The following is a 12073-nucleotide window of genomic DNA, read 5'->3' as shown; positions in this document are numbered from 1 at the left end:
ACGTCAGATCTCGTGATAGAGCCTGTCCTTGTAGACCAGAGCCGGCTTTGCCTCGCCAAGCCGGACGGCAATGATCCGACCGATGATCACGTAATGCGTTGCGACAAGACGGGCATCGGAGAGGCGACAGTCGAAAGCCGCGAGGCTTGAAGCGAGAAGCGGCGCTCCGGTCTCGAGCACATCCCATTGGCCGACCGTGAACCGGTCTAGCCCCTGAAGATTCGCCCGCCCCGCGAAGGCGTCAGCTATCGCTACGTCATCTGCCTTCAAGGTGTTGACGCAGAAGACCCCGTTCGCGATCAGCGACTGTGCCGTACGGCCGGCGGCGTTGACGCAGACCAGCAGCGAAGCGGGATCGTCCGTGACCGGCGTGACGGCGGTCGCCGTAAAGCCGGCGCGCCCCGCGGGTCCGTCGGTCGTCACCACGTGAACCGCAGCCACGACCCGACTCATGCCCTCCCGGAAGAGGATGGGGTCGATGGCGTTCTCGCCGGGATGCATGGGATCGGGGTTGGAGTGAGTCTTCAACATCTGATTTCGGAGAAGCCTCTTCCACCCTTTTGCGCCAAGCACAAGCCCATAAACGGCATATGGTTGCGATCCAAAGCTTTTGGAAGCGGCCATTTCCGAATGACGCACCTTTAAGCCGGTAGTACATTCTTTCATCAAGGTGACTGATAGGAAATGTAACAGAATGTTGTCGAAGGTGATGCGGTTTGCTAGAGACCCCTCCACCTTATGTCCCGCTTGGCCCCGCTCCGGCGTCGTGCTTTGCTGGGACAGCTCTAAGAACGACCCCATCCAGAGGGGCAAGGGTAGGACATGGAAATATTTGTGCAGCAGCTCATCAATGGGCTGACGCTGGGGTCTATCTACGGCCTCATCGCCATCGGATATACGATGGTCTTCGGCATCATCGGCATGGTGAACTTCGCCCACGGCGACGTCTTCATGCTCTCCGCATTCATTGCGCTCATCTTCTTTTTGATCCTTACGACCTGGCTCGGGATCTCCTCCATCGCTCTGGCGCTGCTGATCGTGCTGGTGATCGCGATGGCGCTGACATCCCTGTGGGGATGGGCGATCGAGCGTATCGCTTACAGGCCGCTCCGGGGATCCTTCCGCCTGGCGCCCCTGATCTCGGCCATTGGCGTGTCGATCTTCCTGTCGAACTTCGTCCAGGTCAGCCAGGGCGCCCGCAACAAGCCGACCCCGCCCATGGTGGGCGACGTGATCGTGCTGTTCCAGGGGGCAAGCGGCTACAACGTGGCCCTCTCCTACAAGCAGATCATCATCATGGTCACGACGGCCGTGCTGCTGACGATCTTCTGGTACATTGTCCAGAAAACCTCGCTGGGTCGCGCCCAGCGGGCCTGCGAGCAGGATCGCAAGATGGCGGCCCTCCTCGGGATCAACGTGGACCAGACGATCTCCCTCACCTTCGTGATCGGCGCAGCGCTCGCGGCGGTCGCCGGGACGATGTACCTGCTGTACTATGGCGTGGTGAGCTTCAACGACGGCTTCGTTCCCGGGGTGAAAGCCTTCACGGCCGCGGTTCTGGGAGGCATCGGATCGCTTCCCGGCGCCGTTCTCGGCGGCCTGATCATCGGCCTGATCGAGACATTCTGGTCGGCCTATTTCACCATCGAGTACAAGGACGTGGCCGCGTTCTCGATCCTCGCCATCGTCTTGATCTTCATGCCCTCCGGCATTCTCGGACGGCCTGAGGTCGAGAAGGTTTAAGGAGCCTCGCCTATGAACGCTCCTCCCATCGCATCCACCTCGGCCGAACAATCGGCGGTTCCCAGCCGCTTCGACCTCAGGGCAGCTCTGAAGGATTCCTTCATCGCGGCCCTCATCATGCTCGGCCTCTCGATCCCGATCCTGGCCTACAAGACGGACCAGAACGGGGCTCAGCTCTTCCTGACCCCACGCTGGGGCCTGGTCGCCATCATGTGTGCGATCATCTTCGGCCTACGCCTGCTCCAGCACGCCTTCATGGCGACCCGGGCAGCCCGGCAGGCGCTTCCTGATCCCCATCAGGCGACGGAGCCCGTACACGCGGAGCCCAGCGCCTACCAGAGAGTGTCGCGCTTCGCGATCCCCTTCTTCCTCGGCATCGCTCTCGCCTTTCCGTTGCTGGTCTACGTGGTCCAGGGCGGTCTCAACGAGTCGCGCTACTGGGTCGATCTCGGGATCCTCATCCTCACCTACGTCATGCTGGGATGGGGCCTGAACATCGTGGTGGGCCTCGCCGGCCTGCTCGATTTGGGATACGTCGCCTTCTACGCGGTCGGCGCCTATTCCTACGCCCTGCTCTCGACCACCTTCGGCCTGTCCTTCTGGATCTGCCTCCCACTCGCCGGCATCCTTGCCGCCTTCTGGGGCATGATCCTCGGCTTTCCGGTCCTACGCCTGCGCGGCGACTATCTCGCCATCGTGACCCTGGCCTTCGGCGAGATCGTCCGCATGGTTCTGATCAACTGGACCGATCTGACCAACGGCGGCGCCGGCATCTCGTCGATTCCCCGCGCCACTTTCTTCGGCCTGCCGTTCACGGCGGACGAAGGCGGGTTCGCAAACACCTTCGGGCTCGAGTTCAACGGTATGCACAGGATGATCTTCCTGTACTATCTCATCCTCGCCCTGGCGCTGCTCACCAATTTCGTGACCATGCGTCTGCGCCGGCTGCCCATCGGCCGCGCCTGGGAAGCCCTGCGCGAGGACGAGATCGCCTGCCGGTCGCTCGGCATCAACACGACGAACACCAAGCTGACGGCCTTCGCCATCGGCGCCATGTTCGGCGGCTTCGCGGGATCGTTCTTCGCGGTCCGCCAGGGCTTCGTCTCTCCGGAAAGCTTCAACTTCCTGGAATCGGCGATCATCCTGGCGATCGTGGTGATGGGCGGCATGGGCTCTCAGATCGGTGTTGCCATCGCGGCCGTCGTTCTCGTCGGCGGCCCCGAGATGCTGCGCAACCTCGATTTCCTGAAAGCCGTCTTCGGCGAAAGCTTCGATCCCAACGAATACCGTCTGCTGATCTTCGGCATGGGTATGGTCGCCATGATGGTCTGGCGCCCGCGCGGTCTGATTTCGGAACGCGAACCTTCAGTCGTCCTGAAGGAGCGCAAAGCGATCTCGGGCTCTTTCGTGAAGGAAGGACACGGCTAATGCGCTGGCTTCAGGATCCTCTTCTCAACGTCCAGCATCTGACGATGCGCTTCGGCGGCCTGGTGGCGATCAACGATCTGTCGTTCCAGGCCGGCCGCGGGGACATCACGGCACTGATCGGCCCGAACGGCGCTGGCAAGACCACCGTGTTCAACTGCATCACCGGCTTCTACAAGCCGACCGAGGGCATGGTCGCCCTGCGCAAGCCTGACGGCAGCGAACTGCTCCTCGAGCGCCTGCCGGGCCACAACATCAACTGGAAAGGCAGGGTCGCCCGCACGTTCCAGAACATCCGCCTGTTTTCCGGCATGACCGTGCTCGAAAACCTGCTGGTGGCGCAGCACAACCCCCTCATGATCTCCTCCGGCTTTACCTTCCTCGGCGTGCTGGGCATCGGCGGCTACCGGAAGGCGGAGAAGGAGGCGATCGAGCGCGCCCGCGCGTGGCTCGAGAAAACCCGCCTCATTCATCGGGCAGACGATCCAGCCGGCGATCTTCCGTATGGTGACCAACGCCGTCTCGAGATCGCCCGTGCCATGTGTACGGATCCCCTCCTGCTCTGCCTCGATGAGCCGGCAGCAGGCCTGAATCCGCGCGAATCCCTCGAGCTCAACGAACTCCTCCTGTCGATCCGCAAGGATCACGGCACGTCGATCCTGCTGATCGAGCACGACATGTCGGTCGTCATGGAGATCTCGGACCATGTGGTGGTGCTCGACTATGGCACCAAGATCGCGGACGGGACTCCGGCCGAGGTCAAGAACGATCCCCGCGTCATCGCCGCCTATCTGGGCGTCGCCGACGAGGAAGTCGAGAAAGTCGAAGCGGAGATCGGCGCATGAGCACCTCTGCCCTCAATCCGTCGACGACGCTTCAGGGCGGCGCGACGCGCCAACCGCTTTTGAGCGTGCGTGGCGTCAAGACCTATTACGGCAACATCATCGCCCTCAAGGGCGTGGACATGGATGTCCATGAAGGGGAAATCGTGACGCTGATCGGTGCCAACGGTGCCGGCAAGTCGACCCTGATGATGACGATCTTCGGAAACCCGCGGGCGCGGGAAGGAACGATCACCTTCGCGGGCCGGGACATCACCAAGATGCCGACCCACGAGATCGCCCGCCTGTCGATCGCCCAATCCCCCGAGGGCCGGCGCATCTTTCCGCGCATGACGGTGTTCGAGAACCTCCAGATGGGCGCGTCCATGAATGGGCTTGCTCATTTCGACCAGGATCTGGAGCGGGTCTGTGTCCTGTTCCCTCGGCTCAAGGAGCGCCTGACCCAGCGTGGTGGCACCCTTTCCGGCGGCGAGCAGCAAATGCTGGCCATCGCGCGGGCCCTCATGAGCCGGCCGAAGCTCCTGCTTCTAGACGAGCCGTCGCTGGGTCTCGCACCGCTGATCGTCAAGCAGATCTTCGCGATCATCAAGGAGCTCAACGAGCGTGATGGCATGACCGTCTTCCTCGTGGAGCAGAATGCCTACCACGCCCTTCGCCTGGCCCACCGGGGTTACGTGATGGTCACCGGCAACATCACCATGAGCGGCACTGGCAAGGAACTGTTGGAGAATCCCCAGGTCAAGGCCGCCTATCTCGAGGGAGGGCATCACTGATGCAGGGCATCCTTTACGAAGAATCCTCCATCTGGCTCTTCCTTTTCGTGACCGTGGTCCTGGGAGGCTCAGCCGCCTGGATGACCGGCCGGGCGATTGCCGTCACGTGGCGGCCGTTCTGGCAGCTCCTGGTTTATCTCCTGATCTTGGCTGCAGCGGTACGCTTCATCCACTTCGCCCTGTTCGGCGGGACCCTGCTGTCGATTCACTATTATGCGATCGACGCCATCGTGGTCTTGATCATCGGAGCACTCGGTTTCCAATATAATCGGGCTCGTCAGATGACGACCCAGTACCGCTGGCTCTACGAGCGGACGGGACCCTTCGGCTGGAGGCCAAAAGCGTCTCATACCAACGGCTAAGCGTCAGAAATTCCAGCGTGACTTCCGCTCAAAAAGAGTCATGATGTCACGCGGACGGCGGGTGCCAAGCCTGCTGAACCGGCCCCAGGAAGGGGGCCTACAAAACCACCCAGAGGAGTGACCTCATGAAGAAATTGCTGTTGACCGGCGTTGCGCTCGGTCTTGGCCTCGCCTTCTCCGGCGCTGCCAACGCGCAGATCAAGATCGGCGTTGCCGGTCCCATCACGGGCCCGAACGCTGCTTTCGGCGCGCAGCTCAAGAACGGCGTCGAACAGGCGGTCGAAGACATCAACGCAGCCGGCGGCATCAATGGCCAGAAGCTGCAGCTCGTCGTCGGCGACGACGTGTCCGACCCGAAGCAAGGCGTGTCCGTGGCGAACAAGTTCGCGGCCGAAGGTGTGAAGTGGGTTGTCGGTCACTTCAACTCCGGCGTGTCGATTCCGGCCTCGCAGGTCTATGAGGAAGCCGGCATCGTCCAGGTCTCGCCCGCCTCGACCAACCCGCAATATACCGAGCGCGGCATGTGGAACACGTTCCGCACCTGCGGTCGCGACGATCAGCAGGGCCTCGTCGCGGGCAGCTACTTGGCCGACAAGTTCAAGGGCAAGAAGGTCGCCGTCGTCCACGACAAGACTCCTTACGGCAAAGGCCTGGCCGACGAGACCCAGAAGGCCATGAACGCCAAGGGCCTCAAGGAAGTGATCTACGAAGGCATCAACCCGGGCGAAAAGGACTATTCCGCGCTCGTGTCGAAGCTGAAGCAGGCTGGTGTCGACGTGGTCTATTTCGGCGGTCTCCACACGGAAGCCGGCCTGATCATTCGCCAGATGCGCGATCAGGGCCTCAATGCCCCGCTCATGTCGGGTGACGGCATCGTGTCGGCCGAGTTCACCTCGATCGCCGGCCCCGGCGCCGAAGGCACTCTGATGACCTTCTCGCCCGACCCGCGCAAGAACCCGAACGCCAAGGACGTGGTAGCCAAGTTCAAGGCCAAGAACTTCGACCCCGAGGCCTACACCCTCTACTCCTACGCCGCGACCCAGGTCCTGGCTGAGGCAGCGAAGCAGGCTGGCAGCGCCGACGGCAAGAAGGTCGCGGACGCTCTGCATTCCGGCAAGCCGTTCAAGACCGTGATCGGCGATCTCACCTTCACCAAGAAGGGCGACATCACCCGTCCGGACTACGTCATGTATGTCTGGAAGAAGGGCGCCGACGGCAAGATCGACTATTCCGGCAATGAAATCGGCATGTAATCGCCTCGGCCCACAAGGCTGAAGGCAGGAGCCCGCCCCGGCAACGGGGCGGGCTTTTCCATGAAAGGAGGGATTCCATGCCGAACCTGACCCTGTCGCTTCTCGAAGATGACTATGCCGTCTGCCGGCTGCCCCCGGGTGCCGTTGCCAAGGTCGACACCTCCCCGGCATTCGCTCTTGTCGTCCGGGCGCCGGAGGAAACGACGGTGGTTTGCAGGCCTCACGACGCTCCGGAAGGAGCAGAGATCGATCCGGGATGGCGCTGTCTGCGCATCGAGCAGACCTTCGATTTCAGCGTCCCCGGGATCCTGGCCTCTGTGCTCTCGCCGCTTGCGGCAGCCGGGATAGGCATCTTCGCAACATCCACCTTCAGCACCGACTACGTTCTGGTGAAAGCGAATAATCTTGCCCCAGCCATCGCGGCTTTGGCCAAGGCCGGCCATCATGTCATCGGTCAGTCCAAGGCGAGGCTGGAGCCGCGTGATGGTTGAGCCCGTCGAACGGCCGTCCACTCGCACTATCTCGCGTTGACTCCACTATATTGGATTTCTATTCTGATTTAATGGAATCAGAAGCAGACATCCACGTTCACCTTGCATCCCGGCTACGCAACCTGCGCTCGGCACACGGCATGACGCTGGAAACGCTCGCAGAGCGAACGGGTGTCAGCAGGTCGATGATCTCGCTGATCGAACGGGGAAAGAGCAGCCCGACGGCAGCGATTCTCAACCGGCTCGCAGGGGGCCTTGGCGTGAGCCTCGCCTCGCTCTTCGCCGTCGAGCAAAGTCCCGAAGCTTCACCGCTTGCATGCCGGAATGATCAACGGACGTGGCAAGATCCCGACAGCGGATATCGTCGCCGCAGATTGTCGCCGCCAGGATTTCCCTCACCTCTCGAACTGGCGGAGGTCATCCTCCCGCCGGCAGCACGGGTGGCCTACGATTCCAATCCACGCACGGCCGGAATCGGACAGCAGATCTGGATCATCGAGGGCGAGATCGTCGTGACGACGGGCCCTGACACCTATCGGCTCGGAACCGGCGACTGTCTGGCCATGCGGATCGATCAACCCAACGTCTTTCACAATCCCACGGATCGGCCGGCGCGCTACCTCGTGGCGCTCGCGGCCGATCCCTCCCATGCGGGATCCCTTTCGAGGAAGCTGCCATGAGTGATCCCATCGTTCTGCAAGTCCTGTCGCCTCAAGAGGCCCAGGCGCAGGTCGAAGCCCTGTCGGCGGTCCTGACCGACTGCGTCGAAGGCGGCGCCTCCGTCAGCTTCATGGCCCCTCTCACGGTCGAGCGGGCTCATGCTTTCTGGAAGGATGTGGCGGACGGCGTGGCGGCGAGCGAGCGCATCCTCCTCGTGGCCAAGGATCAGGACGATGACATCGTAGGAACCGTGCAGGTCATCCTCAAGCAGCCGGAGAACCAGCCGCATCGGGCCGACATCGCCAAGATGCTCGTCTGCCGCGACGCGCGCAAACGGGGCGTCGGCGCGGCGCTCATGCATGCTGCCGAAGAGGCTGCGCGCGCCGCAGGCAAGACCGTGCTCGTGCTCGATACCGTGACGGGAGGCGACGCGGAACGCCTCTACACGCGCCTCGGCTGGCAACGCGTCGGCGTGATTCCCAACTACGCCCTCTGGCCGGAAGGTGGGTTCTGCGATACGACCGTGTTCCATAAGCAGATCTGAACCACCATCACCCCAACCGGCCGAGCACCGGAAATGTCTCCAGCAGCCAGAAGGACATGTTGCCGATCCAGCCGGTGAGGAAGGCGATGCCGGTGAGGACGAGGAGGACGCCCATGACCTTCTCGACGGTCGCGAAATGCGACCGCATGCGCTTGATGAGAGCCACGAAAGGCTTCATGGCGAAGGCGGCGAGGAGGAATGGAATGCCCAATCCTGCCGAGTAGGCCGCCAGCAGCAGAGCCCCGCGGGAGACGCTCGTCTCCGACCCGGCGACCGCGAGGATCGCCGCCAGAACCGGGCCGATGCAGGGGGTCCAGCCGAAGGCGAAGGCGAGCCCCATCACATAGGCGCCCCAAAGACCCACCGGACGGTTCACCGAGAACCGGGCCTCGCGGTAGAAAAGGGCAACCCTGAAGAGCCCGAGAAAGTGTAGGCCCATCACGATGATCGCGATGCCGGCGAGCGTGCTCAGGACATCGAGATATTGCCGGACGGTCTGTCCCAGGGCCGAGGCGGTCGCCCCCAGCAGCACGAACACGGTCGAAAAGCCGGCAACGAACAGTAGCGCCGCCAGCATGGCACGGCGCCGCACGGCGCCCTCGCCCGCGTTCAACTGGTCGAAGGTGGTTCCGGCCAGGAAGGACAGATAGGGCGGCACCAGCGGCAGGACGCAGGGGCTCAGGAAGCTGATGAGGCCCCCAAGGGCGGCAGCCGGAAGGGAAATGTTGAGCATGACGCTTTCCAGAGCATTTTTCGGCGAAGTGGGTCCGGTTCGCCGTCAAAAAATGCGGCACACCAAAGAAAAGAGGTGATTCCACGTTAGTGGAAACAGCTCTACCCGTTCATCTGCCCACAAGAAAGCCTGGCGGGAAGGGATCGCCAGCTTGTGAAGCGTGAGGTTTTGGGCTTGCCTTACGGCATGACAAGCCGCCGCAATCTTATTACCGACGTCGCCGGCGTGACGGTCGGCAATGCCGAGGACGCTGCCCTCGCCTCGGGTGTCACTGTCGCCCTTTTCGACAGCCCGGCCGTCGCCTCCTGCGCCGTGATGGGTGGTGCGCCCGGGACAAGGGAAACCGACCTCCTCGAGCCCGACAAGATGGTGCCCGGCATCCATGGCATCGTCCTCGCCGGCGGCTCCGCCTTCGGGCTCGATGCCGCCAGCGGCGTCCAGGCCTATCTGCGCGAGCGCCATATCGGTTTTCAGATTGGAACGGTCTGCATCCCGATCGTTTCGCAGGCTGTCGTCTTCGACATGCTGAACGGCGGCAACAAGGATTGGGGACGCTATCCGCCCTATCGGGAGCTCGGCTACGCAGCTGCGGAGAAGGCCGGATCAGACTTCGCGCTCGGCACGGCGGGCGGCGGGTTCGGAGCGACCACCGTGAACCTGAAGGGCGGGCTCGGCTCCGCGAGCGCCGTCACGCCTTCCGGCCACACTGTCGGCGCCCTGGTAATCGTGAACAGCATCGCCTCCGCTGTGATCGGCGCGGGTCCGCATTTCTGGGCGGGCGGCCTGGAAGAAGGCGCGGAATTCGGCGGAAAGGGACACCCGACGCACGTCGCACCGGAGGAGCGCAAGCCGGTCTGGAAGGGTGGCCCGCAACCGGCGACCACGATCGCGCTCGTGGCGACCGACGCCGTCCTCACCAAGGCCCAGGCGAAGCGGCTCGCCCTCTCATCCCATGCGGGTTTCGCGAGGGCCCTGCGCTTCTCCCACGGCCTCTTCGACGGTGACACGCTCTTCACGGCCGCGACCGGCCGCAAGGCCCTCGGCGACGAGGCGACGGACTTCACATACCTGACGGTCGCTGCCGCGGATTGCGTCGCCCGCGCGATCGCCCGCGGCGTCTACGAGGCCAAAGCCCTGCCCTTCGAAGGGGCGCTTCCGGCGTGGCGCGACAAGTGGGGAGGCGGCCCGGCTTGATGCAAGGGCAGCTTCCCCTGCCCTTCGATTCTAGGCCTGTGGGCGAGTCGCCATCATCGAAGGCCGGGCGGCAAACCACTCATACCATTGGGATGCAGCAGGCCTTCCTGAACGCCAGCTCAGATCCCCGAAGCGGAAATCCAGATAACCTATTGCACAGGCAATCGTGATAGTGCCGATCGTCACTGCCTCGCCAAAGGTTTTCGCCAGCCTTTCCACTTCGTCGAGGCCAGCCGTGACCTTCGTCATTTGCGTGGCACTCCACATGTCCCAGCGCAACTCGGCCGGACGCACATTCTGCTCATATCGTGCGAGCAGTGCTGCATCGGTAATACCATCGCCAAGGGCCTGCTGAACCAAGGCCCTCCAGCGAGCAGAAGAAGCGACCGGAAATACCTTCAAGGCCGTTGATTGCGCATCGAGGTATTCGCAGATCACGCGACTGCCGTAGATCACCTCACCGTCATCGGCAATCGCGGTCGGAGCCTGTCCGAGAGGATTGTGCCGAGCAATGTCTTCGTCCCGATAGATGGGATGAGGTGCACTATTTACGCGCTCGATCAAGTGGTCCTGCTGCGTCTCGTGAGCTGTCACGAGAACTTTCCGCACGAAGGGTGAGAGCGGTGCAAAGAAGAGTTTCAAAAGCCACCCACCGAGCATGAAAGCCGAACAACAAAGTCCGCCTCAATAGATATGATATTTCATACCATATCAAGGTCCGATCCTTGCTGTGCAAGCTATTCTCATGCGCCGGCGACCAAGTGAGAAAGGCGCACAATTGGCCCCGCAGCGCAGGCGCTGGCCCCGACTGCTAGAACCGCTCCGCCCGGTAAGGCTTCGGGTCGATCACGGGGGCTTCGCCCGTCACCATCTCGGCGACGATGCGGCCGGTGATGGGTCCGAGGGTCATGCCGTGATGGGCGTGGCCGAAGCTGAACCAGAGGTCCTTGTGGCGCGGAGCCCGGCCGATGATCGGCATCATGTCGGGCGTGCAGGGCCGCATGCCCATCCAGGGCTCCGGATCGACCCGCTCACCGAGGGGGAAGAATGCCTTGGCGATCGGTTCGGCACGCTGGAGCTGCACCGGCGTCTTCGGCGCGTCACGGTCGGCGAATTCGGCGCCTGTGGTGAGGCGGATGCCCCGCGCCATCGGCGCTAGAAAGTATCCGCGCTCGAAATCGAGGGTCGGACGGTTGAGCACCGCATTTCCCTCGGCCTTGTAATGCATGTGATAACCGCGCTTCACGGCGAGCGGGAAATGATAGCCGAGCTTGCGCGTGACCACATCGGCCCACGGCCCGAGAGCCACGACGACGGCACCAGCCTCGACAGGTCCCTTCTCCGTCTGGATGAGCCAGCCATTTGTCGTCTGCTCGAGGGTCTTCGCGTCGCCCTCTGCCAGTTCGCCACCCAGACGGGTGAACAGATCCACATAGGACATGACGAGCGCGTGCGGGTCGTAGATCGCCGCCGGATCGGTCCAGTGGATGCCGCCCTTGAGCGGGACCTTGAGATGAGGCTCGCGCTCCGCCACGGCCGCGCCATTGAGAGCGTCGAAGTTGACGCCGAAGTCGCGCTTGACCTGCTCCGCGTCGCGGACCTGCGTCTCCATGGCCTGCTCGGAGCGAAAAACCTTCATCCAACCGGTCGGCCGGATGAGCTCGGTCGAGCCTGCCTCCTCCGCCAGCGCCATATGCTCGATGACACTATGCTCGATCAACGGCGCGTAAAGGCGCGCGATCGCCTTGTGCTGGGCGGGACGCGAATGCATCCAATACTGGAACAGGAAGGGAGCGATCTTCGGCAGCGCCGCCAGATGATAATGCGCGTCGATGGTGTTGTTCAGCGCATAACGCAGGAGCGCGCCGAAATCGTGCGGGAAGCCGTAAGGATAGACGCCTTCACGCTGGATCAGGCCAGCATTTCCGAAGGACGTTTCGAGGCCCGGTTGTCGCCTGTCCACGAGAAGTACGGAACGACCCCGCTTCTGCAAGTGCACGGCGACGGATACGCCGACGATGCCGGCACCCAGAACCACAACATCCTTACGCAT

14 protein-coding genes are annotated in these 12073 nt (G+C 62.8%); 10 read left to right on the top strand and 4 right to left on the bottom strand.

Annotation, left to right across the window (positions count from 1 at the left end):
• Positions 1–3: 3 nt before the first annotated feature.
• Positions 4–531 (bottom strand): flavin reductase, encoded by a 528-nt coding sequence (locus K9B37_RS04030; protein ID WP_224311503.1) that lies wholly within the window; start codon positions 529–531, stop codon positions 4–6.
• A 291-nt stretch (positions 532–822) separates the two neighbouring features.
• Between K9B37_RS04030 and K9B37_RS04025 the strand changes: the two genes are divergently transcribed.
• The 9 genes from K9B37_RS04025 (at position 823) to K9B37_RS03985 (ending at position 8093) form a co-directional block, all read left to right on the top strand.
• Complete coding sequence (locus K9B37_RS04025; protein WP_224311502.1) at positions 823–1743, top strand: branched-chain amino acid ABC transporter permease; 921 nt, start codon at positions 823–825, stop codon at positions 1741–1743.
• 12 nt (positions 1744–1755) lie between these two features.
• Positions 1756–3171, top strand: a complete 1416-nt coding sequence (gene livM / locus K9B37_RS04020) for a high-affinity branched-chain amino acid ABC transporter permease LivM (protein ID WP_224311501.1) — start codon at positions 1756–1758, stop codon at positions 3169–3171.
• Positions 3171–4013 carry an ABC transporter ATP-binding protein gene (locus tag K9B37_RS04015; protein WP_224311500.1) on the top strand — a complete coding sequence of 281 codons (843 nt, stop codon included), beginning with the start codon at positions 3171–3173 and terminating at the stop codon, positions 4011–4013. Before livM ends, K9B37_RS04015 begins: the two co-directional genes overlap by 1 nt.
• Positions 4010–4783, top strand: coding sequence for an ABC transporter ATP-binding protein (locus tag K9B37_RS04010; RefSeq protein WP_224311499.1), 774 nt, complete (start codon positions 4010–4012; stop codon positions 4781–4783). The genes K9B37_RS04015 and K9B37_RS04010 overlap by 4 nt, the downstream gene beginning before the upstream one ends.
• Entirely contained in the window at positions 4783–5145 is a 363-nt protein-coding gene (locus K9B37_RS04005) for a DUF6867 family protein (RefSeq protein WP_224311498.1), read from the top strand. The genes K9B37_RS04010 and K9B37_RS04005 overlap by 1 nt, the downstream gene beginning before the upstream one ends.
• A gap of 125 nt (positions 5146–5270) precedes the next feature.
• Positions 5271–6398, top strand: coding sequence for a branched-chain amino acid ABC transporter substrate-binding protein (locus K9B37_RS04000; RefSeq protein ID WP_224311497.1), 1128 nt, complete (start codon positions 5271–5273; stop codon positions 6396–6398).
• 77 nt (positions 6399–6475) lie between these two features.
• On the top strand, positions 6476–6889 hold the full coding sequence (locus K9B37_RS03995; protein ID WP_224311496.1) for an ACT domain-containing protein: 414 nt from the start codon (positions 6476–6478) through the stop codon (positions 6887–6889).
• A gap of 71 nt (positions 6890–6960) precedes the next feature.
• Positions 6961–7569 (top strand): helix-turn-helix domain-containing protein, encoded by a 609-nt coding sequence (locus tag K9B37_RS03990; protein WP_224311495.1) that lies wholly within the window; start codon positions 6961–6963, stop codon positions 7567–7569.
• On the top strand, positions 7566–8093 hold the full coding sequence (locus tag K9B37_RS03985) for a GNAT family N-acetyltransferase (protein ID WP_224311494.1): 528 nt from the start codon (positions 7566–7568) through the stop codon (positions 8091–8093). Before K9B37_RS03990 ends, K9B37_RS03985 begins: the two co-directional genes overlap by 4 nt.
• 7 nt (positions 8094–8100) lie before the next feature.
• On the opposite strand, the gene K9B37_RS03980 is transcribed toward K9B37_RS03985, so the two are convergent.
• Positions 8101–8826, bottom strand: a complete 726-nt coding sequence (locus tag K9B37_RS03980) for a cytochrome c biogenesis CcdA family protein (protein WP_224311493.1) — start codon at positions 8824–8826, stop codon at positions 8101–8103.
• Between the two features lie 186 nt (positions 8827–9012).
• Between K9B37_RS03980 and K9B37_RS03975 the strand changes: the two genes are divergently transcribed.
• Complete coding sequence (locus tag K9B37_RS03975) at positions 9013–10020, top strand: P1 family peptidase (RefSeq protein ID WP_224311592.1); 1008 nt, start codon at positions 9013–9015, stop codon at positions 10018–10020.
• Between the two features lie 30 nt (positions 10021–10050).
• Here the strand turns inward: K9B37_RS03975 and K9B37_RS03970 are convergent, their stop codons facing one another.
• Positions 10051–10680 (bottom strand): glutathione S-transferase family protein, encoded by a 630-nt coding sequence (locus tag K9B37_RS03970; protein WP_224311492.1) that lies wholly within the window; start codon positions 10678–10680, stop codon positions 10051–10053.
• A gap of 151 nt (positions 10681–10831) precedes the next feature.
• Positions 10832–12073 carry an NAD(P)/FAD-dependent oxidoreductase gene (locus tag K9B37_RS03965; protein ID WP_224311491.1) on the bottom strand — a complete coding sequence of 414 codons (1242 nt, stop codon included), beginning with the start codon at positions 12071–12073 and terminating at the stop codon, positions 10832–10834.

The sequence above is a fragment of the Microvirga puerhi genome (genome assembly GCF_020089865.1).
GTDB classification, from domain to species: Bacteria; Pseudomonadota; Alphaproteobacteria; order Rhizobiales; family Beijerinckiaceae; genus Microvirga; species Microvirga puerhi.
The sequence above is the reverse complement of the archived record's forward strand: the minus strand, read 5'-3'. Positions and strand labels throughout refer to the sequence as shown.

Excerpts from the sequence above, each read along its gene's own strand:
- K9B37_RS03985 (WP_224311494.1), top strand. The coding sequence starts at position 7,566 with ATGAGTGATCCCATCGTTCTGCAAGTCCTGTCGCCTCAAGAGGCCCAG.
- K9B37_RS04005 (WP_224311498.1), top strand. The coding sequence starts at position 4,783 with ATGCAGGGCATCCTTTACGAAGAATCCTCCATCTGGCTCTTCCTTTTC.
- K9B37_RS03970 (WP_224311492.1), bottom strand. The coding sequence starts at position 10,680 with ATGCTCGGTGGGTGGCTTTTGAAACTCTTCTTTGCACCGCTCTCACCC.
- K9B37_RS03990 (WP_224311495.1), top strand. The coding sequence starts at position 6,961 with ATGGAATCAGAAGCAGACATCCACGTTCACCTTGCATCCCGGCTACGC.
- K9B37_RS04000 (WP_224311497.1), top strand. The coding sequence starts at position 5,271 with ATGAAGAAATTGCTGTTGACCGGCGTTGCGCTCGGTCTTGGCCTCGCC.
- K9B37_RS04010 (WP_224311499.1), top strand. The coding sequence starts at position 4,010 with ATGAGCACCTCTGCCCTCAATCCGTCGACGACGCTTCAGGGCGGCGCG.
- K9B37_RS03965 (WP_224311491.1), bottom strand. The coding sequence starts at position 12,073 with ATGCGTAAGGATGTTGTGGTTCTGGGTGCCGGCATCGTCGGCGTATCC.
- K9B37_RS03995 (WP_224311496.1), top strand. The coding sequence starts at position 6,476 with ATGCCGAACCTGACCCTGTCGCTTCTCGAAGATGACTATGCCGTCTGC.
- K9B37_RS04015 (WP_224311500.1), top strand. The coding sequence starts at position 3,171 with ATGCGCTGGCTTCAGGATCCTCTTCTCAACGTCCAGCATCTGACGATG.
- K9B37_RS04025 (WP_224311502.1), top strand. The coding sequence starts at position 823 with ATGGAAATATTTGTGCAGCAGCTCATCAATGGGCTGACGCTGGGGTCT.
- K9B37_RS03975 (WP_224311592.1), top strand. The coding sequence starts at position 9,013 with ATGACAAGCCGCCGCAATCTTATTACCGACGTCGCCGGCGTGACGGTC.
- livM (WP_224311501.1), top strand. The coding sequence starts at position 1,756 with ATGAACGCTCCTCCCATCGCATCCACCTCGGCCGAACAATCGGCGGTT.
- K9B37_RS03980 (WP_224311493.1), bottom strand. The coding sequence starts at position 8,826 with ATGCTCAACATTTCCCTTCCGGCTGCCGCCCTTGGGGGCCTCATCAGC.
- K9B37_RS04030 (WP_224311503.1), bottom strand. The coding sequence starts at position 531 with ATGTTGAAGACTCACTCCAACCCCGATCCCATGCATCCCGGCGAGAAC.